Source organism: Kineothrix sp. MB12-C1 (genome assembly GCF_030863805.1).
Taxonomy (GTDB): Bacteria; Bacillota; Clostridia; order Lachnospirales; family Lachnospiraceae; genus Kineothrix.
Window position 1 is genome coordinate 565,851 of the sequence record NZ_CP132957.1, and the last position, 25,861, is coordinate 591,711.

29 protein-coding genes and 1 pseudogene are annotated in these 25,861 nt (G+C 36.2%); 5 read left to right on the forward strand and 25 right to left on the reverse strand.

Annotation, left to right across the window (positions count from 1 at the left end; translation table 11 throughout):
• The first annotated feature begins 61 nt into the window (after positions 1–61).
• On the forward strand, positions 62–1,201 hold the full coding sequence (locus tag RBB56_RS02735) for a zinc ribbon domain-containing protein (RefSeq protein WP_306720876.1): 1,140 nt from the start codon (positions 62–64) through the stop codon (positions 1,199–1,201).
• A 136-nt stretch (positions 1,202–1,337) separates the two neighbouring features.
• Positions 1,338–1,502 (forward strand): annotated as a pseudogene (locus RBB56_RS18470) (IS256 family transposase); the annotation flags it as partial.
• Between the two features lie 27 nt (positions 1,503–1,529).
• Here RBB56_RS18470 and RBB56_RS18585 read toward each other — a convergent pair.
• Positions 1,530–1,685 carry a helix-turn-helix domain-containing protein gene (locus tag RBB56_RS18585; RefSeq protein WP_442905415.1) on the reverse strand — a complete coding sequence of 52 codons (156 nt, stop codon included), beginning with the start codon at positions 1,683–1,685 and terminating at the stop codon, positions 1,530–1,532.
• A gap of 192 nt (positions 1,686–1,877) precedes the next feature.
• Between RBB56_RS18585 and RBB56_RS18475 the strand changes: the two genes are divergently transcribed.
• Positions 1,878–2,069 (forward strand): Rha family transcriptional regulator, encoded by a 192-nt coding sequence (locus RBB56_RS18475; RefSeq protein ID WP_306720877.1) that lies wholly within the window; start codon positions 1,878–1,880, stop codon positions 2,067–2,069.
• Positions 2,070–2,698: 629 nt separating this feature from the next.
• Here RBB56_RS18475 and RBB56_RS02750 read toward each other — a convergent pair.
• The 8 genes from RBB56_RS02750 to RBB56_RS02785 all read right to left on the reverse strand — a co-directional run bounded on the left by RBB56_RS02750 (position 2,699) and on the right by RBB56_RS02785 (position 7,308).
• Entirely contained in the window at positions 2,699–3,460 is a 762-nt protein-coding gene (locus tag RBB56_RS02750; protein ID WP_306720878.1) for an RES domain-containing protein, read from the reverse strand.
• 26 nt (positions 3,461–3,486) lie between these two features.
• Positions 3,487–4,059, reverse strand: a complete 573-nt coding sequence (locus RBB56_RS02755; RefSeq protein ID WP_306720879.1) for a hypothetical protein — start codon at positions 4,057–4,059, stop codon at positions 3,487–3,489.
• Between the two features lie 87 nt (positions 4,060–4,146).
• Positions 4,147–4,746, reverse strand: coding sequence for a recombinase family protein (locus RBB56_RS02760; RefSeq protein WP_306722073.1), 600 nt, complete (start codon positions 4,744–4,746; stop codon positions 4,147–4,149).
• A gap of 202 nt (positions 4,747–4,948) precedes the next feature.
• Positions 4,949–5,269, reverse strand: coding sequence for a helix-turn-helix domain-containing protein (locus RBB56_RS02765; RefSeq protein WP_306720880.1), 321 nt, complete (start codon positions 5,267–5,269; stop codon positions 4,949–4,951).
• 125 nt (positions 5,270–5,394) lie between these two features.
• A complete protein-coding gene (locus tag RBB56_RS02770) occupies positions 5,395–5,916 on the reverse strand; it encodes an HNH endonuclease (protein WP_306722074.1) in 522 nt (173 codons plus the stop codon).
• Positions 5,917–6,024: 108 nt separating this feature from the next.
• Complete coding sequence (locus tag RBB56_RS02775) at positions 6,025–6,216, reverse strand: hypothetical protein (RefSeq protein ID WP_306720881.1); 192 nt, start codon at positions 6,214–6,216, stop codon at positions 6,025–6,027.
• On the reverse strand, positions 6,203–6,895 hold the full coding sequence (locus tag RBB56_RS02780) for a hypothetical protein (protein WP_306720882.1): 693 nt from the start codon (positions 6,893–6,895) through the stop codon (positions 6,203–6,205). The genes RBB56_RS02775 and RBB56_RS02780 overlap by 14 nt, the downstream gene beginning before the upstream one ends.
• A 107-nt stretch (positions 6,896–7,002) precedes the next feature.
• Positions 7,003–7,308, reverse strand: coding sequence for a hypothetical protein (locus RBB56_RS02785; RefSeq protein WP_306720883.1), 306 nt, complete (start codon positions 7,306–7,308; stop codon positions 7,003–7,005).
• A 332-nt stretch (positions 7,309–7,640) separates the two neighbouring features.
• Here RBB56_RS02785 and RBB56_RS02790 point away from each other — a divergent pair, with 332 nt between their 5' ends.
• Complete coding sequence (locus RBB56_RS02790; RefSeq protein ID WP_306720884.1) at positions 7,641–8,159, forward strand: J domain-containing protein; 519 nt, start codon at positions 7,641–7,643, stop codon at positions 8,157–8,159.
• Between the two features lie 513 nt (positions 8,160–8,672).
• On the opposite strand, the gene RBB56_RS02795 is transcribed toward RBB56_RS02790, so the two are convergent.
• The 4 genes from RBB56_RS02795 to RBB56_RS02810 form a co-directional block, all read right to left on the reverse strand.
• On the reverse strand, positions 8,673–9,725 hold the full coding sequence (locus RBB56_RS02795; RefSeq protein WP_306720885.1) for a hypothetical protein: 1,053 nt from the start codon (positions 9,723–9,725) through the stop codon (positions 8,673–8,675).
• Between the two features lie 150 nt (positions 9,726–9,875).
• Positions 9,876–10,913 carry a hypothetical protein gene (locus RBB56_RS02800; protein ID WP_306720886.1) on the reverse strand — a complete coding sequence of 346 codons (1,038 nt, stop codon included), beginning with the start codon at positions 10,911–10,913 and terminating at the stop codon, positions 9,876–9,878.
• 257 nt (positions 10,914–11,170) lie between these two features.
• Complete coding sequence (locus RBB56_RS02805; RefSeq protein WP_306720887.1) at positions 11,171–11,347, reverse strand: hypothetical protein; 177 nt, start codon at positions 11,345–11,347, stop codon at positions 11,171–11,173.
• Entirely contained in the window at positions 11,344–11,787 is a 444-nt protein-coding gene (locus RBB56_RS02810) for an HU family DNA-binding protein (RefSeq protein ID WP_306720888.1), read from the reverse strand. Before RBB56_RS02810 ends, RBB56_RS02805 begins: the two co-directional genes overlap by 4 nt.
• A gap of 630 nt (positions 11,788–12,417) precedes the next feature.
• On the opposite strand from RBB56_RS02810, the gene RBB56_RS02815 reads away from it, so the two are divergent.
• A complete protein-coding gene (locus tag RBB56_RS02815) occupies positions 12,418–13,149 on the forward strand; it encodes a class I SAM-dependent methyltransferase (protein WP_306720889.1) in 732 nt (243 codons plus the stop codon).
• 36 nt (positions 13,150–13,185) lie between these two features.
• On the opposite strand, the gene RBB56_RS02820 is transcribed toward RBB56_RS02815, so the two are convergent.
• From RBB56_RS02820 to RBB56_RS02875, 12 genes are all read right to left on the reverse strand, one after another.
• Complete coding sequence (locus RBB56_RS02820; RefSeq protein ID WP_306720890.1) at positions 13,186–14,211, reverse strand: siderophore ABC transporter substrate-binding protein; 1,026 nt, start codon at positions 14,209–14,211, stop codon at positions 13,186–13,188.
• 38 nt (positions 14,212–14,249) lie between these two features.
• Entirely contained in the window at positions 14,250–15,065 is an 816-nt protein-coding gene (locus tag RBB56_RS02825) for an iron ABC transporter ATP-binding protein (protein ID WP_306720891.1), read from the reverse strand.
• Entirely contained in the window at positions 15,062–16,030 is a 969-nt protein-coding gene (locus RBB56_RS02830) for an iron chelate uptake ABC transporter family permease subunit (protein ID WP_306720892.1), read from the reverse strand. Before RBB56_RS02830 ends, RBB56_RS02825 begins: the two co-directional genes overlap by 4 nt.
• A complete protein-coding gene (locus RBB56_RS02835; protein ID WP_306720893.1) occupies positions 16,014–17,009 on the reverse strand; it encodes an ABC transporter permease in 996 nt (331 codons plus the stop codon). The genes RBB56_RS02830 and RBB56_RS02835 overlap by 17 nt, the downstream gene beginning before the upstream one ends.
• A 222-nt stretch (positions 17,010–17,231) precedes the next feature.
• Complete coding sequence (gene pyrF / locus RBB56_RS02840; protein ID WP_306720894.1) at positions 17,232–18,164, reverse strand: orotidine-5'-phosphate decarboxylase; 933 nt, start codon at positions 18,162–18,164, stop codon at positions 17,232–17,234.
• Positions 18,165–18,229: 65 nt separating this feature from the next.
• Positions 18,230–18,634 carry an NUDIX domain-containing protein gene (locus RBB56_RS02845; RefSeq protein WP_306720895.1) on the reverse strand — a complete coding sequence of 135 codons (405 nt, stop codon included), beginning with the start codon at positions 18,632–18,634 and terminating at the stop codon, positions 18,230–18,232.
• Positions 18,635–18,654: 20 nt separating this feature from the next.
• The gene (locus tag RBB56_RS02850) at positions 18,655–21,045 is read right to left on the reverse strand and encodes a ribonucleoside triphosphate reductase (protein ID WP_306720896.1); all 2,391 of its coding nucleotides are present in this window, start codon (positions 21,043–21,045) and stop codon (positions 18,655–18,657) included.
• Between the two features lie 209 nt (positions 21,046–21,254).
• Positions 21,255–22,307 (reverse strand): tetratricopeptide repeat protein, encoded by a 1,053-nt coding sequence (locus RBB56_RS02855; RefSeq protein WP_306720897.1) that lies wholly within the window; start codon positions 22,305–22,307, stop codon positions 21,255–21,257.
• A 260-nt stretch (positions 22,308–22,567) separates the two neighbouring features.
• Complete coding sequence (gene rbr, locus RBB56_RS02860; RefSeq protein WP_306720898.1) at positions 22,568–23,179, reverse strand: rubrerythrin; 612 nt, start codon at positions 23,177–23,179, stop codon at positions 22,568–22,570.
• A gap of 89 nt (positions 23,180–23,268) precedes the next feature.
• A complete protein-coding gene (locus tag RBB56_RS02865; protein WP_306720899.1) occupies positions 23,269–23,421 on the reverse strand; it encodes a hypothetical protein in 153 nt (50 codons plus the stop codon).
• Between the two features lie 628 nt (positions 23,422–24,049).
• On the reverse strand, positions 24,050–24,439 hold the full coding sequence (locus tag RBB56_RS02870; RefSeq protein ID WP_306720900.1) for a VOC family protein: 390 nt from the start codon (positions 24,437–24,439) through the stop codon (positions 24,050–24,052).
• Between the two features lie 17 nt (positions 24,440–24,456).
• The gene (locus RBB56_RS02875) at positions 24,457–25,851 is read right to left on the reverse strand and encodes a glycosyl hydrolase family 32 (protein ID WP_306720901.1); all 1,395 of its coding nucleotides are present in this window, start codon (positions 25,849–25,851) and stop codon (positions 24,457–24,459) included.
• Positions 25,852–25,861: the final 10 nt, after the last annotated feature.

Here is a 25,861-nt window from a genome sequence, read left to right on the forward strand (position 1 = left end):
GGTAAATTTCGACTTAACAATGTATAATTAAGTAAAATATTTTAAAAAAAGGGGAAATATTATGGCACTTATCAAATGTCCCGAATGTGGGAAAGAAATTTCTGATCAAGTATCAATATGTCCACATTGCGGATATCCATTAAAAAAGAAAACAGGATTTGACTTAAAACATAAGAAAGTCGTTCTGTTAATAGGAATACTACTTTTAATTATTGCTACAATTTTTATATATTTTAAGTTCATGTACAGAGGTTCTTTCGACATATCTCAATCCAATAGTAATATTGAATTAGGAGCAAAAACAGATTTAATTAATTATTTGGAATATAACCCTGAAAATATTATAGAGGTAAATATAATCGGCGATAACGATTTTAATATAAACAAAATCGGGGATTACTCAGTCTTATTTAGCATAAAGAATAAAAAAGGATATATCGAAGAAATTCCTTTTCAATTTCACGTTGTTGATACAATTGCACCTAAATTATCTGTCAAGGGAGACATTGTATATTTACCAAAAGGAAATGAATACGATCCTAAAGATAATACAACGGTAAGCGACAAAGATGATTATTCTGTAGAAATTATCGGCAATTATAATTTAGACGAGACAGGTACTTATGATATTTTCTTCGTTGCAAAAGATAAAAGCGGGAATGTATCCGATAAGAAAAGCATGAAATTAGTTGTTGAAGATAGAGATAACTGTATTGTTAGAAATGTAAGGTTTGGCGATAGCTTAGAAATAATTCAACGATATGAAGCAGCTAATTTTTTGGGCGAAGAATATGGGGATGATGGTAGTCATTATATTCAATACGAAGATGATGTTGAAGGTGAAAACGCTTTAATAACATATCTAACGAATAACAAAGATGAACTGTGTCAAGTTATGTTTACGTTTATCGAAAATCATACAGACTATTCACTTTATTTAAATTACTTTAATAACGTATCAGAAAAAATTTCAAAAGAGTATGGTACTCCTGAAGTTATTAAAGCAAAAGGAAGTCTATACAATTATTGTGATTCAGAAGCGGATGCTCTAAATATCGGACAAGTAAAATATAGAAACACGTGGGAAACTAATGATGTATCTATTTATCTGTATCTAGCAAAGGATAATTATGAAATGAGCTTTGCTTTACTTTATATTTCAAAAACAATAGAACAACCTGACGATTCTAAATTTAATTAGGAATCTAAACTTTAGAAGAGAGGGACTGCTTAACATTCTCAGCAGCCCTTTTTCTGAGTCTGTGAACGTTGCTCTGTAAATAAGATTTTACAAGGTCTTCTATGGTAAAATAAAAAATCATAGGAGACCTTGTATTATGGCAAGAGAAAAGAAACCAGTGCACAGAGTACAAATGACAGATGGAAAGCGAAACATCATTTAGCAGCTTCTACAGGAGTACGACATCCAGTCTACAGAATATCAAAATGCACTTAAGAATCTGCTTGGCGGTACCATTAAAGAAATGATGGAATCGGAGATGGCAAAGGAGTGTCATAAGTAGATATTTTTATAACGTTATTTTATTCTTAAGATATTTGGTCAGGTAATTATTTAGATCTTCTTCCTTTACTAATATCTTTTTACCTATCGTTACTTTTGGAAAATCTTTTCGTTTTACTAATTTATATGTATTGGTTTTACCTATTCTAAGAATACTTGCCACCTCTTGTATCGTTAATAATTTATCTATAATATATCACCTCAGTTCGTTTTTAGCAGTATTAACACCTTTATTATCAATAAAATTTCTACCACCGTCAGTTTGGGGTCTATTGAAGGAGATAGAAAATTTCTCCTCCATCAATTCAAATCAAATTCTTCGAATATCTTATTACCTTTATTATCATGTCCATAAGTGAGAGAATCAAGTGGTAATTATTTCCGATTTAGGTCTCCCCAAAATTGGGGACACCTATTTAAAGAGACTGAATACGTTAATAATCAAAACAAACAAACGTACACAGAATTTTTAATAAATAGAGATGGATTTTCATTGTTAGCAATGGGATTTACTGGCAAGAATGCATTAGAATGGAAGTCAGATTAAAAGAACATAATTCCAAAGCATTACCAACTACATATAAAGAAGCGTTATTACAATTAATCAACGTAAATACATTAATAGTATATTGTTTCACGCAATCCGTCTTAATAAACGAACTCCGAACTTCGATTTTATAATTATTATGTAAACCACAAAGTATATCATTTCCCCAGCAAAATAGGGCTATTCAGATACTTTTACTACGTTAAGAGCAATAATATCAACGTTTAACATTGAATCACCATAACCCTAGTAAAATAAAGGTTTACATAACAATATATACCCTATTGTTCCGAAGCAGATACCGAACATCATTTCTAGAAGTATTTTCTCTTATCATTTGTCAATTAATTTATCAATTCTAATTATTATGTAAACCAGCGTGAACCCTTATATCTACTGGACTTCTGGATATTTCCGACATATTCTATAATTCTAAAATAACTATATTTCGAATATGTACCGAACACCACTTAATTTTTATTAAAATATCTAATTTAATTTATTTTTCTGATTCGTTTGAGACATAGGTATCTTAGTAAAACCAATGGTTTACATAACTATTATTGGTCTATAGTTTCGAATTACGATAAAAAAGAGACTATACCGTAGCATAATCTCCTAATGAGAATTTATTTCACTGTATTAACAATAATTCTATCGCTAGCATTATATATTTTACTACCACCAAATATAAAATTAGAATGTTGAACGTTCCATAATGCTACATTACATTTTTTAGTATAAAAGGACAAATACCGGATTCCATTTATTGGGTATTCTTTGAGTGTCTCGGATATACTATTTGACAACAAATAATCATTATTCGCATGTCTAGGTATCGTCAAATATTCCTGTATAGCACTAAATCTTTCTCTAATGTCGCAGCTAAATCTTTCTGCAAAATCTTTTTTTTGTTTTTCTGTAAACGCATTGTCTAAGTCACTTCTGCTATATGCTGAAAAATCAAGTATATTAATCGGGCTTATAACCTTATATATGGCTACAGAGACATTATCTTCTCGTTCAGGTTTTACTTCACCTAACGTAGTATTGATATCCTCTGCAACATAAAGAACTTGCTCATGGTCTTTATTTAATCTTCCCGCTTTGCACTTTTCTTTTTTGGGCATCCATGAATTGACATCATCGAAGCCACCTGATAATTTATTGTTTATCATCGCGATTCCCTTGCCAGTATTGACATCTTCTTTAATGTTAATTATCCTCGCTCTATAGAATAATTGAGATTCTAAATTAACAGTATGCATACATGAAAATATACTTCTATTCATATCTTTAATAGTTTCGTATGATCTTCCATTTTTAACACTGTCCTCATATTGAATATTAGTTAGCTTTGCCATTAGAATATGTCCAGCATTCTTTTCCATATATCCATCCTCACCTTCACTTATTCTTAATCCTCTGCATTAATAGCTATGATTTTCAATCCTTGAGACTGCATATTGTCATCCAGCAATTCTCCGATCCACACTTCTCCATTCCCAAGCATTACCCCTTGCCAATTTGCAAAAAGATTCTCGCAAGACTCCGCTTCTAACGCTTCTTTATATTCCTCTCTCAACGCAATATCCGCTTGCGCAAGACTCTCTGCATCCACGTATTCTATGCCTTGAATCGTAATCGGATAAGCCGCCATCTCAGAAACTGCCTCCCAATCTTCACGCAAGATGGTTTCCTTTACCTCCGTTGCAAACGCTTCTACCTCTTGCTTTGACTTGGAAGTACATATGCTATAATAATCTACATCCTCTGAAGCAAGGCTTTCTTCTTCTGCTACGTTATTCTGACTATCCTCAAATTTTTCATCGGTTTCAGCTTCTAAATTCTCTTTCACTTCTTCATTAGTAATCAGATTCTCTTTCGATTCTTTTTGTGGTGCTATCGATGTGTTTTCTCCATTACCACACCCCATTAGTATCATGACAATAGATGTCGCTGCGAGTGCAAGTATATATCTTCTATACATAATTAATCTCTTCTCCTTTTATTACCTATACTAATTTAGATTTTTTATTCGTGTTTCTTCTATATAATAAGATAAGTTACTATCCCGTTATCCGTTCTCTACTATTTTCAGATACTTATATATAGAATTTCTACTGAGATCTGATAGCCTTGAAAATTCAGATAAGTTTATATTCCTATTTGTAAACTGAGGATAATATCTGAAAAAGGATTGTGGTATATCGTCTGTAGTAGTTTTTCTCCGTCCAATCACTTTTCCTTTAGCTTTAGCGTTTACCATACCGGACTTTATTCTTTGTATAGTGATTTCTCGTTCCATCTGAGAAAAAACAGACATCATTCGTAACATCCCCATTGTCATAGGATCAATTTCATTTCCCGTACAATCCACAACAAAACCACCAACAACAAGTTTAATATGATTGTCTTCAACAAATTCCAATATTTCACATAATTGTTTAGTAGAACGTGATAACCGGCTTACTTCTGTACACGCAATAGTGTCACCCGTCTTTACTGTTTCAAGAAGCTGCATTAACTTCTCTCTGTCCTCATGTGATCCAGATTCATATTCCCAAAAGATATTATTCTCTTTAATACCCATAGTAACTAATTCTCTTTTTTGTCTGCCTATGTCCTGCTTATCTTCATTGGTACTTGCTCTTGCATATCCATATTCCAAAATCATCACCTCTTCACTTTTATCTGCAAACCTATAAATATAAAAATCAGGAGATTTTCCACTCTAACCATAATAATTGTTAAAGAAAAGGTGCTAAATATTTCTTGAGCAAAAAATCCACAATCAGCCATCAAATACCTTTAAATTTTCTCATTCTTTCGTTGTTCATGATTTCAAGTGTTTTCTTGAACAACATTTATCACTGCTTTTATTTCTCGTCCCTGAATCTGCTTTCATAGGATAATTCAGACTTTAAGTCTACTTTCCATTCAATTAAATCCTGCGGTTGACACTGTAGAAGTTGACAAATATCTTCGATGGTTTTTGTGCTTACATCACACATAAAATCTTTTCCGTCATGATCCTCTTTGTATTTCTCCAACTTTTTTTCTATTTCTTCCATTGAATCGGCAGAGCACATTTTTAGCTTTGCAAGTGTTCCTTGAGGTATCAATGCTTTCTGTCGAATAGTATAGGTTGTAATACCCTTTTCTTTTAATTTTCTCATTAATTTATTATAATTAACCATAAACATAAGCTCCATTCTATAATATACATTTATTTACGTGTATATTATAGCACTCCTTCCTTCTTTAATCAATCAGCAACACAATTTACCAGTGCTAATACAATTTACTAGTACCGTCAGTATTCCTATATCATATCTTCCAAAAGTTTATGTATAATCTTCCATTTTAACCTATTCGCATATTTCCTTTCCATCTGATACAAAAAGATTTCTGTTATGCGCTCATGAAAATCTTCTGGAAGAATTGAACCCTTGAATTGATTACAGGCAAAACATGCAGCAGTAAGATTGTTTGCATTATCAGCGCCATTAATAGCAAGCGGTATAATATGATCTAGTGTCATTTCTTCAAACAATATTTTACGTCCGCATAACATACAACGACCATTAGCTTCTTCATATATTTTTTTCCTTACTTCCATAGGATGTCTTTTTCGTCGTTTTTTCTTTTTCATAGAAGTTTCTTCATTCTCATCAGAATGAATTACATAATAGTCCATACATTTCTTTGGTGCCTTTTCCTTCTGGATATTTGCATTTTCTGCTGTGCAGAAATTTTGTGCTTCTTTAATTTTTTTTACTTTTTTAATCGCACCCGTCTTACTATATGCAACATAATATGCCCCGTTTGTTAGGTATATTGCCATTTCTTTCACCGCCTTGCCTATTGTTATCCTTATATTTTTAATTCTTTGAACATAGGGAAGATTGTTAGTTGTGACAACCTTCCCTATACCTTCAAGTGATTCAAATAATTACTTCACTATATTCTTTGGTTTGTCCTCATACCATTTAACAGAGCCGCCCTTAAAGTTTGTTTTGGGCTGATAAATTGTAGCCCTTCCCATTCTTACTATTGCTTCGTTCTGCTTTTTAAACTCAATTGTTTGTCTTTTCATTTTTATTACCACCTTCCTAATCGCATGATTATTTTTATTTAATTTCATTCTCTTTCCACCATTTATCAGAAATCTTTTCCTCTGTACCTTCAATAATCGTAACTCCATAGGTGGTATTAATTACGACCTTATTACCTTGAACATAAGCGTATTTAATATCTTCGAAATTAAATACAGGACAAAATTCATTATCATTCTGTAACTTGCCCTCTGCATCCACGAAGATAATTAAATCGCCATCAATAGGAGAATCAAGTTCTAGTCTCAAAAGTTTTACCTTGGTATTATTAATATTTGCTTCATTTATTTGTATAACATTAAATATTTGATAATCCCACGATATTTTTTCAAAATCATCTCTTAGCATTTCCATTGTTTCTTTTATTGGTCTCTTATACTTAATGCTTTTATAGACTCCGTTATTGTCTACAATATAAATATAACGTTTGTTTCCAGTTTCTCTTATGTAAAAACAAGTGGTATCCCATAAAATTCTGTCTAACACATTTCCCCCATCTTTGATTATTAAATGATCTTCCGTTTCTTCAAGAATCAAATCTTTTGTGATAGTTCTATCTAAAAATTCATTTGTGTATTCAAAGTCAATAGTATTATCAATTTTCATTGATCTTTCAATACATGAGCTTATGTACCATAGTTCAGATATAAGTTCATCCATTTCCTTTAATTCCTTTTCTGTAAAGTTTATTACTTTTTGATTGACCATAATAATTGTCCTCCTGCGAATGTGTTTGATTTAATGGTTGCTATCCTCTGCCTTTATATAGCGACTTGGAACGCTCATCGGTGGCATTATAGCTAGGGGATTACCCCCTATGCTTGATTGCCTTTGAGATAATTTAATCTCATTGACGGAGTTACTTTTTGATACTTTTGGTACTCTTCTTCCCCATTCTTTTCTATAAATAATTCCTTATTGAACTTTGGACTTTCTACGCTGCAATATGAAATTGTTATGTCATTTTCTTGGGAAAAGAGTTTTTCTCTACCTCGTTTTTTCATATAGGATTTTATTTCCGATTCCATATCTTCTATTTTCTTTTTCTGTTCCTTGGCTTCCTCTTTCATACTTTGAATCTCAAGTATTAAAATCTCGAACTCTGTCATTGTTTTACACATCTGCTTTCTCTCCTTCCTTATATTAGGAACTCTTGAATCATCTTCCTGACTATTGGTCTTGCATTGGCTCACTCACTAGGTATATGGTTTTCAAGTTTATAGCTTTTCAGGCTATTAGTTCCCGTTTATTCAGGTCTGTCTTGTTGACCTTGTAATGTAATTATACACAATAATATGTGTATGGTCTATTGGCATTATACACAATATTGTGTGAATGTTTTTGTAAATTATATACACATTTTTTTGTGCATTAATCGTTGACTATGCACGTTTTTATGTGTATAATAATCTTAACAACAAAATCAATCTATTAAATAAGGAGAACTTCCCATATGACAAATACATATTTTAATAACGTAGGAACACTAGAAGAATTAAGGAAACAATATAAGGAATTATTAAAGCAGTACCACCCGGACAACCCAAACGGATCTACAGAAGCAACTCAAGAAATCAATGCAGAATATGATAAGCTATTCCAGATATTAAAGAATAAGCACGACAGCAAGACCGCAGACAGTGACAAGGGTAAATCTTCATACGAAGATATGAAGTATGACTTTTCAGAGGATGAAAAGTTAAGAGAGATATTACAGAGTATCATTACTTTTGTAGGAATTAATATAGAGATTATAGGTTGCTGGATATGGATTGATGGCGATACTTACGCACATAAAGGCAGCTTAAAGGGTTTAGGTTTCAAATGGGCGAAAGAAAAAAAGAAGTGGTACTTCCACACAGAAGCATTTAGAAAGAAAAGTCATAAGACTTTGAGCATTAATGATATTAGAAACTATTATGGCAGTACAGAGGTAGAGACAGAAGGAAGAAAGCAGTTAAAGCAAGCGTAAAAAAATAAGGTCGAGAGCGTTTAAACTCTTGACCTTTTCTATTACTTTTATTATGAGATTCTTAATGTATTTATTGGTGTAATCATTGGTGTTTTGAAACGTTTTAAGGGGTAAATTTGGATTGTTTGCGGTGTGGTGTAATCTTCTTAGGGTATAAGGAAAACGGCTTAATTTAAGCTTGATTTATGCATATATTGTAAGGATATAGAGCCGGTGCCAGGGTAAGGAGGGGGTAATTTACATTCTCTTTGGAAAGTCGGTTTGTCGAAAAGCCCCTAGTACATCTACTCACACACCAAGTATATTTTTCAGCTCCATCGAACTTCATATACTAAATCATATTTTTAAATATATTTTTTATCTCCGCGCATTTACCAACTACATTTATGATATTACATTTGCGTCTTGATTTTTGCATATACACCATTGATTATAAAGGCATAGGGGGGATGATTTACAATCTGAAATATTTAAGTACCTACTATATAAGGCTCACTATATAAAAATCAAAATTTAATTATCTGGAATATCTTTTATAAATGTATTAAGAATATTATCATCTGTATATATATTATTTAAATCTAAACCGCATGATTCTAGTATATCGTATTTGTTAATCAAATTATGATATCCTATCTCTTTTAAGATAATATTAGCTTTATTACATATCCATAAATATTTCTTTAGTAACTTATTATCTTTTCCAAATTCTCGAAGATAGCGTGACAGTTGAAACCAAAGACCTTGAATTAAAAGTTCTAATACACTTTCTTCTGAATCATCTTTAATGCTATTTTCATCCTGAAATTGATTTGGATATCTATTAAGATATAAAAAATAACGAAAAGAATCTATATAATATTCATTATCAAAATCTTTACATATAGTAACCAAATCAAAATCTTTTTCTTTACTAATCCATATATCAATTTCTGAGTTATCCACTATACCCTTATCATATAATGAGCCAAATAATAATTGTGGATTTAATTGAAACATATTAAATTCATTAACATCTGCTGGGTCGTAAATTTTTCCATGTAAACTAACAGGATTTTGAGTTATATTTAATGTACACTCTAAACATTCATTTATTAGTTCTGCATCAACAATAATACGAGGATAAATTGCACATGAATTCTCAATCTCATATGCTCTAATTAAGCCTTCTCCATAGATAAATTTATTTCCAGTATATACCATACCATTAACAATTGAGCCTCGTATTAGAACTCCATAAATAGTTAAAAATTGGCATTGTAATATAGTCAATATCCATATTAATTCTCTTAACTGTTCTATGAGTCCTTCTTTCGGATAATTAACACAAATAGCAAAATTATCTGAAAATGAATATACGTTCCATTTTGTTAAACTCTTTCTCTCGAATTTTTTTGTTCTATACACCTCTTGGGTTATTTCTTCAATCATTTCGATCAATTCATTTTCAGAGATATGTTTTGTTTTAACCATTTCCTTATAACCAAGAATGTCAAAATAGGCAATTAATGACTTATTTAATTGCTTGCTTCTTTTTCTCTTTCTTTGTTTATCTTTATTAATCATTATCACCCCTTCATAATTAGTATTTCATACATATAAGTGTATTTTTAAAATTATAACATTAAAGTATGACCGAATCTAGCACTAGAAGTAAACATAATTATAAAAAAAATAAGGCATACCAGATATTTTACTATCCGATATGCCTTGTAATTAATATGGTTTCACTTCCACCTTCAGCAATGCTTCATAAATATGTTTTGGAACCTTATTCTTATATTTAGCAGCCATCAACAAGATATCTGCTTGTTTAAACTTTTTATATTCCTCAAAAGCTTCTTCCGGTGTGATCCAGTGTGATAACTGAATTATTTCATCATGCCCAAATGGTTTGATTTCTCCATAATACATTTTCATACTTCCACTATACCTAACCCCAAGAGGTAAATTCATTTTTGAAGTTCTCCACTTAGATAATTTATGTTTCTTACAATTTGACAGCATGGTATTAAGTGTTTGAGGTATAATACAACATTTATCAGGAGCATATTCAGTATTATCAGGAAACAATAAATCCTTATCAACCGCCATGGATTCCCCATCACACTCATAGTAATTAGCATTATACCATTCGGCAAATGAGTTCTTGTCATTTAACCACTGTTCACACATTGTTGCCTTATCGTAACACTCTCCTGCGTTACTTTCTTTTGTACGATAACAGCGAATGTATATACCATTCCATATAGAATAAGCAGTGTTACTTTTTAATGCGCTATATTGAACATATTCCTGTTGTCTTCCTAATTCCTCTACTAACAATATTTGTCTATCAAGACCAATGTATTCTTCATTATTAATCCAAATCAGGTTCTTACATTGGCAGTTATTTTTATCTCTGTCTATATGCCATATTCTATTGTATTCATCAGACCTCTTTTCAAGAAAATGTTCAGCTACAATCTTGTCACAATTAGTATCTATTGTATATGGTACTCTTTCGGCGGTATAAGCGGTCAATGTATAATGCGCATTACCCAATTTATGTATATAAAAATAGCCTCTAAGGTTATTTATCAATCTTCCATAATTTGATATCCAGTAGTTATATGTATTATTGACTAATACAAATACTTCATCATTTGCAAGCAACTTAATATTAAATTTATTTGTATCAAGAACTCTTTTATCCTCAATAGATAGATAATCTTTAAATGACTTTCTTTCTTCTATTTTTTGTTTACTTTTCATTTATATATTTGGATCTCCTTATTACAATCCAGAAGTTCAATAATACTGCACTACAAATAGACCGCTACCATTACGATAGCAGTATTTTAAATTCCACATTTCAACGCTTACTTTTATTCTTTATATATGGGAATATGCTGACTAGCACATAGAATCTGGCAATCCCAAAATGGTTAGCCAAAATTAGATTTACTCTTGAACTTCTGATACTGCCTTTCTTTTACTTATAATCTGCACTTTTTAAAGTAACGCAATTGCTACAACGTCATATTGTCTTCTGACATATGTAGATCTTCATTAATTTCATCAATAGCAACTCTGACATGATTATTTACAATTTCAGATAACCTTTCAAAGCCAAATTCTCCGTACAGTTCTAATAAATCCCGTAAATTATCTTCGCTGATAATAGCTACTCTATCCGTTAATTTCAATTTTCTTCCTCCTCTTTTTCCTTAATTTTTAATAGTCCTTGGTCAATTAAAAGATTTTTCTGCATTTGATTACACTTACAATTTTCTCCAAGTCCGGCAAATCCTGCTTCCATATTTTTCAAATACCTACGATTCATTTTTTGCTTCATTTCTGTATATCTTGTAAATTTTATTGTGGTATACGGATTATTCCCACCTTCATCATTCATACTTGGTACATTATATGACATAGGGGTATGAACATGGGGCGTAAGTGAACCGATACCCGGCAGTCCTACTTTTTCTCCTTCTAATAATACATTTTCACACTCTTCGAAATACATATTTAAAACATCTCGTATCACATCCGTTTTGTATATACAGTCTGATCTATCATAGACTTTTGAAGCCATAGTTCGTATGTTCAAAGGCTTTTTATATTTTGTTACTGTTTCATCCATTTACTTTGATTCCTCCTTTTTTAATTTATAATCAAATTACTATTTTATAATGCCATGCTTTACATATGTTTGATAATTTAAGGCACTAAAATAAGCCTCACATACTCATATGTCTACAAGTACATGGGACTTATTTAGATGTCCAAACCTTTTAATTTTTTCCCAATTTACTACACCATTTACTACACCATTTTTACACCAAATTATGATATTTTGCGATAAGTTACGATAAGATGCTATTTTAGCAATATAGCCAAACATGCCCAAAATCAAGCATTTACGCGATATTTAAGACTTAGGAATTATGACTAACCATAAATTCAATAAATTCCTGCTTGTAGCTTTCCATCTTTTTAAAACCTCCTAATATTTACAGGCTTTTCACTTGCCTATTCTCTTGCGTCTACTATTTACATTATTTAAGTCAATCATTATTTTTTATTTTATTATAAAACATTACTCAAATCAACAACAATCATAACGATCATTTAAAAGTATGTCTCTCAAAACCATGAAGTGTATCATTGCTATCACCTGCTTATTGTCGCATTACACATTCTATGATAAACTAAATCCACACTTAATATATCATTTTTCTAACAATAAGTTTATGATTTGGGGGACTTAATAATGAAAGAAAATAAATATGATAATGAAGAATTTTTCAAGAAATATGGCGAGATGTATCGTTCCAAAGAAGGATTGAAGGGTGCCGGAGAATGGTCCGAACTGGAGAAAATTCTACCGGATTTCGCACAGAAGAATGTTCTTGACCTGGGATGCGGCTATGGCTGGCACTGTAAATATGCCGCAGAACATGGTGCTACTCACGTACTCGGAACAGATATATCTGAGAAAATGTTGGAAAAAGCTAAGAAAATAAATACAGATGAGAAAATTGAATATTTTTGTCAGGCTATGGAGGATTTGAATTTCTCCGATGAAACATTTGATATCGTTCTTAGTTCATTGGCATTTCATTATATTAAGGACTTCGCACCTTTGGTATGCAATATAAGCCGATGGCTGAAGAAGGGCGGACAATTCGTCTTCTCCGTAGAACATCCTGTTTTCACTTCTTACGGCACACAGGATTGGTATTATGATAACGAAGGTTCTATCCTTCATTTTCCGGTGGATAACTATTACTATGAAGGGAAAAGGGAAACCTCATTTCTTGGAGAAAGAGTGACAAAATATCATCGTACCTTGACCACCTACTTAAACACACTCTTGCAAAATGGCTTTGAAATACAAAACATCATCGAGCCGCAGCCTCCGGATAATATGATGAATATCCCCGGAATGAAGGAAGAAATGCGCCGCCCGATGATGCTGTTAGTATCTGCCGGTAAAAAATAACTTAAAACTAAAAATTAAAATAAATAGTGGTCTATCTTATTCGAGAGCAGTTCTCACCTCATCTATCATCTGAGAAGTCCCTGTAAAGCCCCCGGAAGATAAGTACCAGATATCGGAGGACAGATAGACAATACGCCCTTCCTTTGCGGCCTCTGTACTGTTTACCAAATCGTTGTCAAGGAGAGTTGCCGCACCCGCTGCACCTTCGGTACCGATTGCCGCGCTTCTGTCAATAACGAAAAGAACATCTGGATTCTTTTCAGCGATGTATTCATAGCTCGCTTCCATTCCGTGTGTCGATGCTTCTATGTTCTCATCCGCAGGAAGGAATCCGAAATCACTGTTAATCATACCGTAGCGGGAGCCTACACCATATACGCTAAAAGCACCGTCATTTGCCAGAAGAGTTAAGCTATTGAAGCCAGTCTGCTGCGCATCTGCTTTCAAAGCATCTGCTTTTGTTTTAATTTCGTCATATCCCTTCTGCAAATCATCTGCTTTACCGGGGAAAATTTGTTTCAATATCTGAACATTCTGATCTATTTCATTAAAATAGTCCGCGCCTGGCATTGTTACATAGAGTGTCGGCGCGATTTGGCTTAGTTCCTCATAAGAACCGGAGAGACGCGCTGAAATAATAATCAACTCAGGAGCGTATTCATTCAACGCTTCGAAATCCGCTTCCTTCAAGGTACCGCCATTCACATATGCATCCGACTGATAAACGGAAAGATATTCCGGCATCGTTCCCCCTTTTGCGAGGGCCCCTACTTCAATACCTACCGCATCGAGAATATCGAGGGTTCCAAAGTCCATAACTGCTATTCTCTCAGGATTTACCTTCACCTGTGTCTCCCCATACTCATGAGATATGGTCACAACCTCTTCTGAAGATGTTTCCTCCGAAGCCTCTTCTTCTACGTTTCCTTCAATAATTTCTTCTGATTCCACCTGCGCTTCTTCAGTACTTCCTTCTACAATGGATGGTTCCGCCTTTTGTCCGCAGGCACTTAATACTGCAGTTAATGTAAGACACATAGCTAAATAAATAATTCTTTTCATAAATTTATCCTCTCTTTTATGTATTATTTTATATTTCCTCAGGCATTTTGCCTGTGTACTCCTCTGGAATAATGCTTTCCTCTTCGATGGTGCTTCTTCTTATAATAAACGGATATTTTATCACCTTCGATGTCATATACTTGGAAATCCATATTATATACGCTCTTTAACATCTTCGGGGTAATCACAGCATCCACCGTATCATTCACTCTTATTTTCCCGCCTTGAATAGCCAGAATACGATCGGAATAACAAGAAGCGAAGTTGATATCATGAATAACAATAACTACTGTCTTCTCCTTCTCCTGGCACAAACGCCGAAGCATGGACATAATCTCCACACTATGCTTCATATCCAGATTGTTCAGCGGCTCGTCAAGGAAAATATAATCGGTATCCTGAGCTACTACCATGGCGATAAATGCCCGTTGCTGCTCGCCGCCTGATAACTCATCGATATACCGGTCCTTTAGAGGCACAAGCCCCATATACTGAATTGCTTCCTCCACAATCCTCTTATCCTCTGCCCTTAAGTTTCCTTTCGCATAGGGGTAACGTCCAAAAGAAACCAACTCTTTTACCGTAATGCGAAGATGCAGATTATTGTTCTGGCGAAGCACTGATATCTTTCTGGCAAGGGCACTCGTATCGTAATCCTTCACATCTTTTCCATCTACCAGAATGCGTCCGCCATCCGCCTTATTCATACGGGTGATAATTCCAAGAAGGGTACTCTTTCCGGCCCCGTTCGGTCCGATGAAGGCAGTAATACAGCCCTTTGGTATCTGCGTACTCACATCATCCAACACCTTATATTCCTCATAACTTTTACTCACATGTTCAATTTCAATCATACGCGACGCTCCTTTAATAATAATGCTATGAAATAGATACCTCCGGCAAAATTAGCCAGTACAGAAACGGTCGTATTAAAATGAAAGACCCGTTCCACCAAAAACTGTCCGCCCACTAAGGTAAGTATCGACAGCAGACAAGCTCCCAACGCCAGATACAAATGCCTGTAAGTCTTAAAAATCTGTCTGCTCACATTCACCACCATAATACCGAGAAATGTAATCGGACCTACCAGCGCTGTGCTGACTGCTACCATTAGAGAAATCAGGAGCAGATAAATAATAACCGCCCGGTCATAGAAGATTCCCAAATTAATACTGTTCTCCCTTCCCAATGACATCACATCCAGTTTCTTGTGCGTATTTAGCATAAAAAGCAAGGACAGTCCAATTAATATAGCCGATATGGCAAGTAATGAGGTGTTGACATTATTGAAGCTGGCAAACATCTTCCCTTGTAAAATCGTATATTCATTAGGATCGATCAATGTCTGCATAAATGATGATAAACTGGAGAAAAAGCTGCCGCAAATCATTCCCACTAATACGAGAAGGAAGATATTCTGCCCTGTCTTGCGAAATACCACGATACAAAGCATGAGCGAGAATCCTGTCATTAACATAGTGCTTAGAGCAAAGTCTAAATACTTCCCTGTCATAATGAGCGTATCCGCACCGAGTACAAACGCTACCAGCGACTGCATAAAAAGAAAGAGCGAATCCAGTCCCATCACACTAGGTGTCAATATACGGTTGTTCGTAATCGTCTGAAATACAAGGGAGGAAACAGCAATCGCACACCCTGTTAAGGAAATGGCGGCCACCTTAACAAGTCTTCTCGGGAGATTATAGCCAATATTGTTCTCTGTAAGCCCCCATGCCGTAAATAGGATCACCGCTCCTAAGGCTAGTACACTTAATACGGCGAAAGCTGTAATGATTCTCTTTTTAGCTGTCCGTTCCACGCTGTACCCTCCTTTTTCCTGCCGACTTATTCCTTCCCAATATCAAGTATAGGAATATTGCACTGCCGATGGTGCCGGTCGTTACACTGATAGAAACTTCATAAGGATAGATCAGCACCCGCCCAAGCGTATCGCAGATCAGTAAAAATGAAGAACCTGCCAAGGCGATGTAGGGCAACGTCTTTTTGATATGGTCCCCCATATAAATACTCACAATATTGGGAATGATAACTCCGATAAAAGGAATCGTTCCTACCGTCACCACTACCGCAGCGCTCATCAATGAACAGAGAATTAATCCCAGACTTACCGTCAGCCGATAATTCAACCCCAAGCTATGAGATACCGAATCTCCCATCCCCGCGATCGTAAAGCGGTCTGCATAGAAATAAATTAGCAAAAGGATAGGAATACCAAGTAACAACAACTCATAACGCCCTGTAATAATTAGGGAGAAGCGTCCCTGCAGCCAAGAATCGATGTTTTGAATCAAATCGAACTGATATCCAATAAAGGTCGTAACAGAAGAAACAATTCCTCCGAACATCATTCCGATTATCGGAATAAATGCGCTATCCTTCATTCGAATCCGATTGATAATAAAAAGAAACATCCACGAGCCGCCAAGGGCAAAGGAAAAGGCTAAGAGCAGTTTTACCGCGATACTGGCTGAAGGTGTGAGCATAATTGCGGTCAGTATTCCTAACTTGGCAAAGTCCAAAGTTCCGGCTGTAGAAGGCGATACAAAGCGATTCCCGCTGATTTGCTGCATCACCACACCGGTAATCGACATTCCGGCTCCCACTACGATTACACTCACAAGCCTTGGCCATCTACTGGCAAAAAACAGGTTTCGTTTTGCCTCGTCATGAAAGATATCACTAATAGTGAGATCACTCACACCGATGAACAAAGAGGAAGCAGCAAAAAGAACCAATAATAAAATGATAAAAATCTTTTTCCTTTTTACACTCTTCACAGCATCACTCCTTCACAACTAACTTTTGTTAGTTACCACTAACGCTTGATTAAAAATAAATCCACCGGCAATGCCGATGAATCTATTGATTGAAAATAATTCCATTAAATGAAAATGAATATCAAAATCACTCAACAATGTTTGTATCTTACCAAATCATTTTTTCTTTGTCAACATCATTTTGAGGTTGTTTTATAATCTCGTTTTTAAATAGTCTTATATTCATTTACTTCTTCCGGCTAATGCCGACGAGATATCTTCCCTCATAGCCTCTACTGCCGCACGAGAAGCTTCACCAAAGCTCTTCTCACCGAACTTCGCATATTTTTTTTCTTGATATGCCGCAATAATTCCCCTGGAGGAATTTACAATCGCTCCTAAACCGTCTTCGTTGAAAAAATGCACCAAATCGGCACCTTTTCCGCCTTGCGCACCATAGCCGGGTACAAGAATATAAGCTTTAGGCATGATCCTCCGAAGTACCTTGCCCATCTCAGGATAGGTGGCTCCTACAACCGCACCTACATAGCTGTAAGCATTACCCATGTGCTCTTCGCCCCACTGTGCCACCTTCTCACCCACTATCTCGTACAGCGGTCTGCCGTCAATCAACCGATCCTGGAATTCCCCACTGCTTGGATTAGAAGTCTTTACAAGTATAAAAATACCCTTATTTTCATCCTTACACACATCGATAAATGGCTTAATTCCATCCGAACCGAGATAAGGATTCACTGTAGCAAAATCTTCATCGAATCCGTAATAGGACTTGTTTCCCACTTGCACCTTGCCGAGATGCCCTACCGCATAGGCTTCCGAAGTGGAACCGATATCCCCCCTCTTAATATCTCCGATTACTACAAGGTCCTTCTCCTTACAATAATCCACCGTCTTTTTAAAGGCTTTCATTCCTTCGATACCGAACTGCTCATACATTGCAATCTGCGGCTTTACTGCAGGGATCAAATCATATGTGTGATCGATAATCTCTTTATTGAACTGCCAGATAGCCTCAGCAGCACCTTCTAATGTCTCACCGAATTCTTCATACGCCCGGCCCGTAACATGCTCCGGAATATACTTAAGCACCGGATCAAGTCCCACTACAATAGGGGCATTCGTTTTCTGAATCTTGGAAACCAACTTATTAATCATTTTTTCTCTCCTCTCATATCCAATAAAATTCGTAACTGTCAGTACACCACAGGAAAGGCGTTGTCCTATAGTTCAACGCCTTCTAAATCCTTTAACACATATTGGTTATCGATATATTGAGCGAACTCATCCCTCGTAACCCATTCCCATTCCCCATACTCTTCGGATAGAAGAATATTATCCTCTTCATCCGTGCTTATGCTGCACAGATAGGCAATCCCCACACATTGGGAATCTCCCACCATCTGGGACCAGGTATATACCATACGGTCAATCTTACCTTCTACAGATAAGAGCTCTCTGATTGCCCGAAGCACCGCATCATCCGGCGCTTCTCCGTAGTTTACTTCCGAATCCACGAATTCCCATATAAAGGGATCCGGAATCCGGTCGTCCACCCAACGTTTGACAAGCAGATATTTATCCTCTTTCTTAATAATACCTTTCACTCTTAAATAAATACTTTCCATAAAGCGCCTGCCCTCTCCTCCTATGCGATAACCATTGTGCGGTCATCCGCATATTTTTTAATATTTGATGCATTTACATATTTCTTATATTCATCCCCATTTGTTACAATTAAGGTAGGGGCTTGCATTACGCCATATCTGCCTGCCAGCTCTGCATTTTCTTCCGCATCGATAAGAACATATTTTTCTTCCTTCAGATAGTCCTTTGCCAACATACAATTAGGGCAGGTTTTTGTGGTAAAAAGATATTTCACCGCCTCCGGCTTTTCTACTTTTACCGATGCTTCTTTCTCGTAGCCTGAAAGAGTAACCATTTGAGTAACCGGCTTTTTGGCTGTACTCTCTGCAACATGATATTCTGTTCGATTCGCATATTCCTGAAGCTTACCATCGTTCCAATTCTGTACCGGACGATAATAACCTGTAATGCGGCTATAAATCTCTGTCGCCTTCTGACAGTGCGGACATACTTCCTGCTCTCCGGCAAGGTATCCATGCTCCTTGCATATGGAATAAGTGGGAGAAAGCGTATAATAGGGCAGCTTGTAATTATCAGCAACCGCTTTCACCAAATTCGCGGCCGCCTTCCAATCGGGGAGTTTCTCTCCCAGAAATGCGTGGAATACTGTACCTGAAGTATACAGTGTCTGCAAATCATCCTGAATATCCAAAGCATCGAAAACATCCACGGTATAGTCCACCGGAAGATGGGAAGAATTCGTATAATATGGAGTGTCGCCTTGATACCCTGCTGTTTTAATAGCCGGCCATTTCTTTCTATCGTGCTTCGCCAGGCGATAAGTCGTACTTTCTGCCGGAGTCGCCTCTAAGTTATATAAGTCTCCGTATTTTTCCTGATAATCTGAGAGCCTTTCTCTCATATGGTTCAATACTTCTTTCGTGAATTCCTGCGTCTTCTCAGTGCTCATATCCGCACGAAGCCAATTAGCATTTAAGCCGACTTCATTCATTCCGATCAAACCGATGGTGGAGAAATGGTTCTCGAAGCTGCCCAGATAGCGTTTCGTATAAGGGTATAGCCCCTCCTGAAGCAGTCTTGAAATCACACCCCGCTTTATCTTAAGGGAACGAGCTGAAATATCCATCATTCGATCCAGCCTTTTGTAGAACTCTTCCTTATTTGCAGAAAGATAAGCAATTCTCGGCATATTAATCGTAACAACACCAACACTTCCTGTGCTTTCACCCGATCCGAAAAAGCCACCCGTTTTCTTTCTAAGTTCCCTTAAATCCAGACGAAGACGGCAGCACATACTACGCACATCGCTCGGCTCCATGTCCGAATTAATATAATTGGAGAAATAAGGGGTTCCGTATTTAGCTGTCATTTCAAACAACAATTTATTATTCTCTGTATCGGACCAATCAAAGTCCCTTGTAATGGAATAGGTCGGTATCGGATATTGGAACCCTCTGCCGTTGGCATCTCCTTCGATCATCGTTTCAATAAATGCCTTATTTATCATATCCATTTCTTCTTTACAGTCCTTGTATCTAAAGTCCATCTCCTTGCCGCCTACGATAGCAGGAAGTTCAGCTAAATCGCCGGGCACCGTCCAATCCAACGTAATATTAGAAAAAGGCGCTTGCGTTCCCCAACGGCTCGGTGTATTCACGCCATAAATAAACGCTTCGATGCATTTCTTCACCTCCGAATACGTCAACTTATCCACTTTGACAAAGGGAGCAAGGTAAGTATCAAAGGAGGAAAATGCCTGGGCACCTGCCCATTCGTTCTGCATAATACCAAGAAAATTCACCATCTGATTGCATAAAACGGACAAATGTGCTGCCGGAGCGGAGGTAATCTTGCCGGTGATGCCGCCTAACCCTTCCATAATCAGCTGCTTCAAAGACCAACCCGCACAATACCCTGTCAACATCGATAAATCATGAATATGGATGTCTGCATTTCTATGAGCTTCCGCGATTTCTTCATCATAAATCTCGGACAACCAGTAATTGGCCGTTACTGCACCGGAGTTACTTAAGATCAATCCGCCTACCGAATAAGTAACGGTAGAATTCTCTTTCACTCTCCAATCCTCTATCTTCACATAACTGTTAACCACATCTTTATAGTCGAGAATCGTGGATTTCATGTTGCGCATCTTTTCTCTTTGCTTACGATAGAGAATAAATGCCTTGGCAGCCTCAGCGTATCCTGTCTGTTCCAACACTTTTTCTACGCTATCTTGAATATCTTCCACATCCACCTTATTCTCTTTCACTTTGCCTTGGAATTCCGAGGTCACACGAAGTGATAACAAATCGACGATATCATTATTGTACTGCATGTCCGTAGCATTAAATGCTTTCATAATCGCATCGCTGATCTTCGTCAGCGTAAAATCCATCGTCTCCCCATTTCTCTTAATTACTTGAAACATATAATTCCCTCCCTTATACATTATAAGCATCCTTACATGTGAGGATACCCCCTTTTGCTTTGTTTACTTACGTGAAATCCCGTAAGAACCAATTAGAGAAATTGTAACATTCTACCAAAAAAAAGTCAACAAAAAACACAAGATATTATGTTAACGTTTTTAAGCCAACACAACATCTTGTGTTTTTTCTTTTTCTTTATATAGGGAATCTATCTCGTTTTCAAGAAGGTATATTCCCTTACTGCTGATGCATCGTCAGGATAAGTGGATAAATAACTGTCCATAAGCACCGACGCCTTTTTGTATTCACCAAGATATTCATAAGTAACAATTTCATTGAACTTCAGCGTCTGCATCATATCATTATTCTCAATATTCATCGCCGTCTGAAAAGCAGTCAGCGCTTCCCCGTAAGCACCCATTTCCATCTTGCAAAGCCCAAGCTGGTTATATACTTTGGCGTTCGTCTGATCGCCGGCAATATAACTGTTATATACACTTATCGCATAATTATTATCGCCCAATTCTTCATAGGTCTTCCCCAAGAGCAAAACGGCCTCATAACCTGCTGTCTTTCTTGCCTTTTCCAGATAGTTCCTCGCATTATCATAGTCCTTCAAATAATAATACATTCTTCCGCGCTGAAAATCAGTCATAGACTTAGACTCACTTTCGAGTGCCGCTTGCAAGTACTCCTGTCCTATTTCCTTATAACCGTTTTCTTCTAGCACAAGATAAATATCGATTAACTGTGTATAATCCTCTTTTGCAAGAGAAATTGCTTTATCGAAGTCAGCCTTCGCCTTATCGAAATCCGAAGCAATCCTAAGACTTCCTCTCAGATAATACGCAGTCTTATCCTTAGGCAAAAGTGAAATAATGGAATCATAGGCCTTGATGCTTTTCCCTGTATCTCCTAACTTATAATAGGCGGTTGCCAAATAATAATTAATATCGTAATCAACTTTATCCACTTGGCCGTTACTGTGTCCAAGCGCCTTTTCAAAAGATGTCACCGCTTCTTCGTATTTAGTCAACCCCATATAGGCAAGTCCCTGCCCTCTATACAGCAGCCGCAAATCCTCACCATTTACCAGAGCCTTCTCAAAGCATTGCAGTGCGGTTTCATAATCCAGCGTCTCTATAGCTGCCATTCCCTCACCGATACTTACATTTTTATTCTTCTGTCCACAACCCGTAAATAAGACACATAATGCCGCTCCTAGTAAGATTGATATAAAAATTCTCTTCCGTTCCTTCATGCGATAACGATACCTTTCGTTACTGTTCACACCTATGGTGTTCACAGCAACAATATCGCACAAATTGCAATAAAAATGCCAAGATAAGGCGTTTGGCATTGCAATTTTGACTTCGCGGAATATTACCTGTGAACAGTAACTGCCTTTCTTCTCTGTGTTGGTACCTTCTTATACTACTATATTTTTCTTCCTCCTACAACCCTTCTTAAGTCACAAACTTTTTTCGTAACAGTTCAGTACCCTCACAGTTTTTCTATCAATTATTTCCCTTCCCATACAGATTCGTAGGGGGAAAATTCAAACCGAACGAAATATCCTCTATTATGATCACATACAGGACAGTTCTTGGGCGCCTCTGTACCTTCATACACATATCCGCAGTTCAAACAAAACCACGCTGTTTTTACATCGGATACAAATAACTTCTTCTCTTCCAAAAGCTGAGCGAGCCTTCCAAAACGATCTCCATGTATTTTCTCTATCTGCGCAATCATATGAAAGGACGCTGCTACTTGTGCAAAGCCTTCTTCCTTCGCCTTATCCCCAAAGGTCTTGTAAACTAAGTCATGTTCTTCGTATTCGTTATGCTGTGCCATACGGAGCAGCGTTGCCACGTCGTTCGAAATATCGATCGGGTAGGTACCATCCACATGCAGATTATCTCCCGACAATTCCTTTAAATGTTTATAAAAAACTTCCGCATGCTCTTTTTCCTGGTTTGCCGTATACTCAAAAACTGCACTTACCACATAAAGATTCTCTTTCTTCGCTTGAGATGCCGCGAACGTATAACGGTTTCTCGCCTGGCTTTCTCCTGCAAATGCTCTCATCAAATTGTCTTTCGTCTCACTGTTCTTAAAATCTACTGCCATATAATCACCATGCCCTTTCTTTGTAACAGTTCAGTTAGCCTTCTTTCCTTATCATTTAATCTTTTCCATTTTCTTCAACTTTATTCTTTTTAAAGGGCACCTCTTTTCCATTTACCAAACTGCAGCCATAACCACCAAAGAAGCAGTGCATTCGCTCCCGTCCATGCCAATACCTCTCCGTAAAATACCCCACTCTCTCCTATAAAATATGGCAATATCAGTGCACATCCACACCGCATCATAAGCTGTGCGTGTACTGTGCCAAGAGCAGTTCCGCCCACTGTAATCTAACAAAAAGAAAAAATAGAGTACAATATTACAAAGCGAAGCGATAGTCATCGTACGGAAGAGGTGTCCGACTATTACCGAGAGCTCGTAAAATGGCAGATAACAGTTGGTAAAGGTTCGTTTTATCTTACTATCCGACCAAAGAAACATGTCTTTTTGAAGTGATTAAGCGGTAGGAAAAAGCCCTTGAACTTATGAATTTGGAAAATATTTTCGATGGTATTTATATAGGCTATCACAAAAAAGTTGCTCAAAACGAAAATACGAGGTTCTCAATATCCTCGCATTTTCGTTTTTACTTATATAGATTTATAATTGCCTTAACTTCTTCTCCCTGAAAGCATTACACATAATGCATCCTTTCTTGTTACAATAACAGATGCTGCCGGATTACGATAAAACGAAAGATCATAAGCTCCACCTGGATTTGCTTCAAAAGAGTGTTTCCCTAGATGGTTACCTCATTATATGTAAAATCAATAACCAACTCTCCTAATGAACTACTTCAAACTTTTCCTTATATATCTATCAGTCCATTAAACTATTTCGATTTTTCAAATTGTATTTTACATATTTTATTATCTACAATTTCTGGCAAAACTCAATTCGTTCATTATTTGGTCCAAGTATTGTAAAATACTTTACACCGTTATCCCAAAATGGCAGGAAACATATGTCCTTATCTACAAATTCAACAGATAAACTTTTTATGTACTTATATACTTCTTCTATATCAGATACATCAAAACATATATGATTAATCGCTCCTGTTTTGTTAACAATTGGCTCTTCATATACTTCAATGACTAAATTCTGTTGTTTAAGGAAACATACTCTTTGCTTATCATTTGCTGTTCGATACATAGCGTTCATTCCCATTTTCTCATAGAAAGAAACTGTATCTTCTAAATTTGCACAAGGTATACCGATATGCTGGATACCGTGTAAATACGGTTCTATTACAGTTGACATCTCTGTTTTACCTCGCCTTAATCTTTTTTCAAATTAGTTGAAATAAAACAATTCTTTACTTGAAGAGCTCCCTCTGAAGCAAATATTCCAAGTGCATCACCAGGTTTTGTATATAATCTAGCATTCAAAGCAACTCCATCCACATAAATAGTCGCAATTGTATCATCCACAATCATGCGTATATTATAAGTCTTACCTGGCACTAATTCTATTGGACGTTCTGAACCTTGGCTTAAATAAGTGAACCATGGCCAATTAGGATTTTTCTCACAGATATAGCGGTTTTCATTGCAATTAAAAATAAATTGATAAGACTGTTCTGTTTCTGGATTATCATAGCAGCGAACACCAAATGTACGAGTTCCTTCAGAAAATATGATATCTGCTTCAAAACTGAAAATGTCTCCGCAGTGTTCTTTTATAATCTTTTCACTCCTTGCATCTTTACTATCAATAAAAAAGTCTTCAATTTTCTCTCTATTTATAAATGCTTCCCATACTGTATCTGGTATTTTTACTCCCAATGTTCCATCTGCACGCTGATATACCTCATGTGGAACAAAAGTTCCAGCCCACTCATAGTTCTTTTTATCATCGCAATCTTCTTTAGTGGCCACCCATCCAAATAATATACGATGTCCATTCAAGCAAAATGTTCTTCCGGCATAATATGATCTTCCGTCAAAAGCATCGTCTTTTGGTGCAATCCATGGTCCATTTATGCTTTTGCTCATTCTATAGACCATTTTACTTCGATCACTATATTCTGTCACTACGTGATACCACCAATCTCCAATTTTGAAAAGATCAACCATTTCGTGCATTACAAAAAGGTTTGGTGCCCAGAAATCACCCTCAAATTTCCACTCTTTCAAATCCTTTGAAGTGAATTTTACAGTACGTCCTGATTGTCTTGTTTTAGGTCCTTTCTTCCTAGCCCCTAATATTAGCATATATTGATCATTTTCTTCATCGCGTAAGACAAATGGATCCCTCCAATCATCTGGATCGTAACCCTCCTGTGGTGTAAATGTCAATTTATCCTGTGTTTTTGTCCAGTGAACTAAATCATCACTTACAGCATGCATTAAGACCTGGGACGCTTTTCCCAACTTCGGATAATCTCTGTTGTATCCTGTATAAAAAGCATGATATTGCCCTTCGCCTTCAAATATACTACCTGCATATATGAACTGATCCTGTTCTTCATCCGTTCCACGTGGGATAGCAGTTCCCATATCTTTATAGTTTATAAAATCTGATGTTGTTGCGAGATCCCATCCAAAAGGTTCTCCAAAAGGACAAGGATTACGATTATCTCTCTGATGAAAAAGGTAAAAATCATTGTCTTTACCATAAGGCATGCAATCTCCAAACCAAGTTTCAGGGAACTGATAAAATAATTTATTCATTTTGTATATC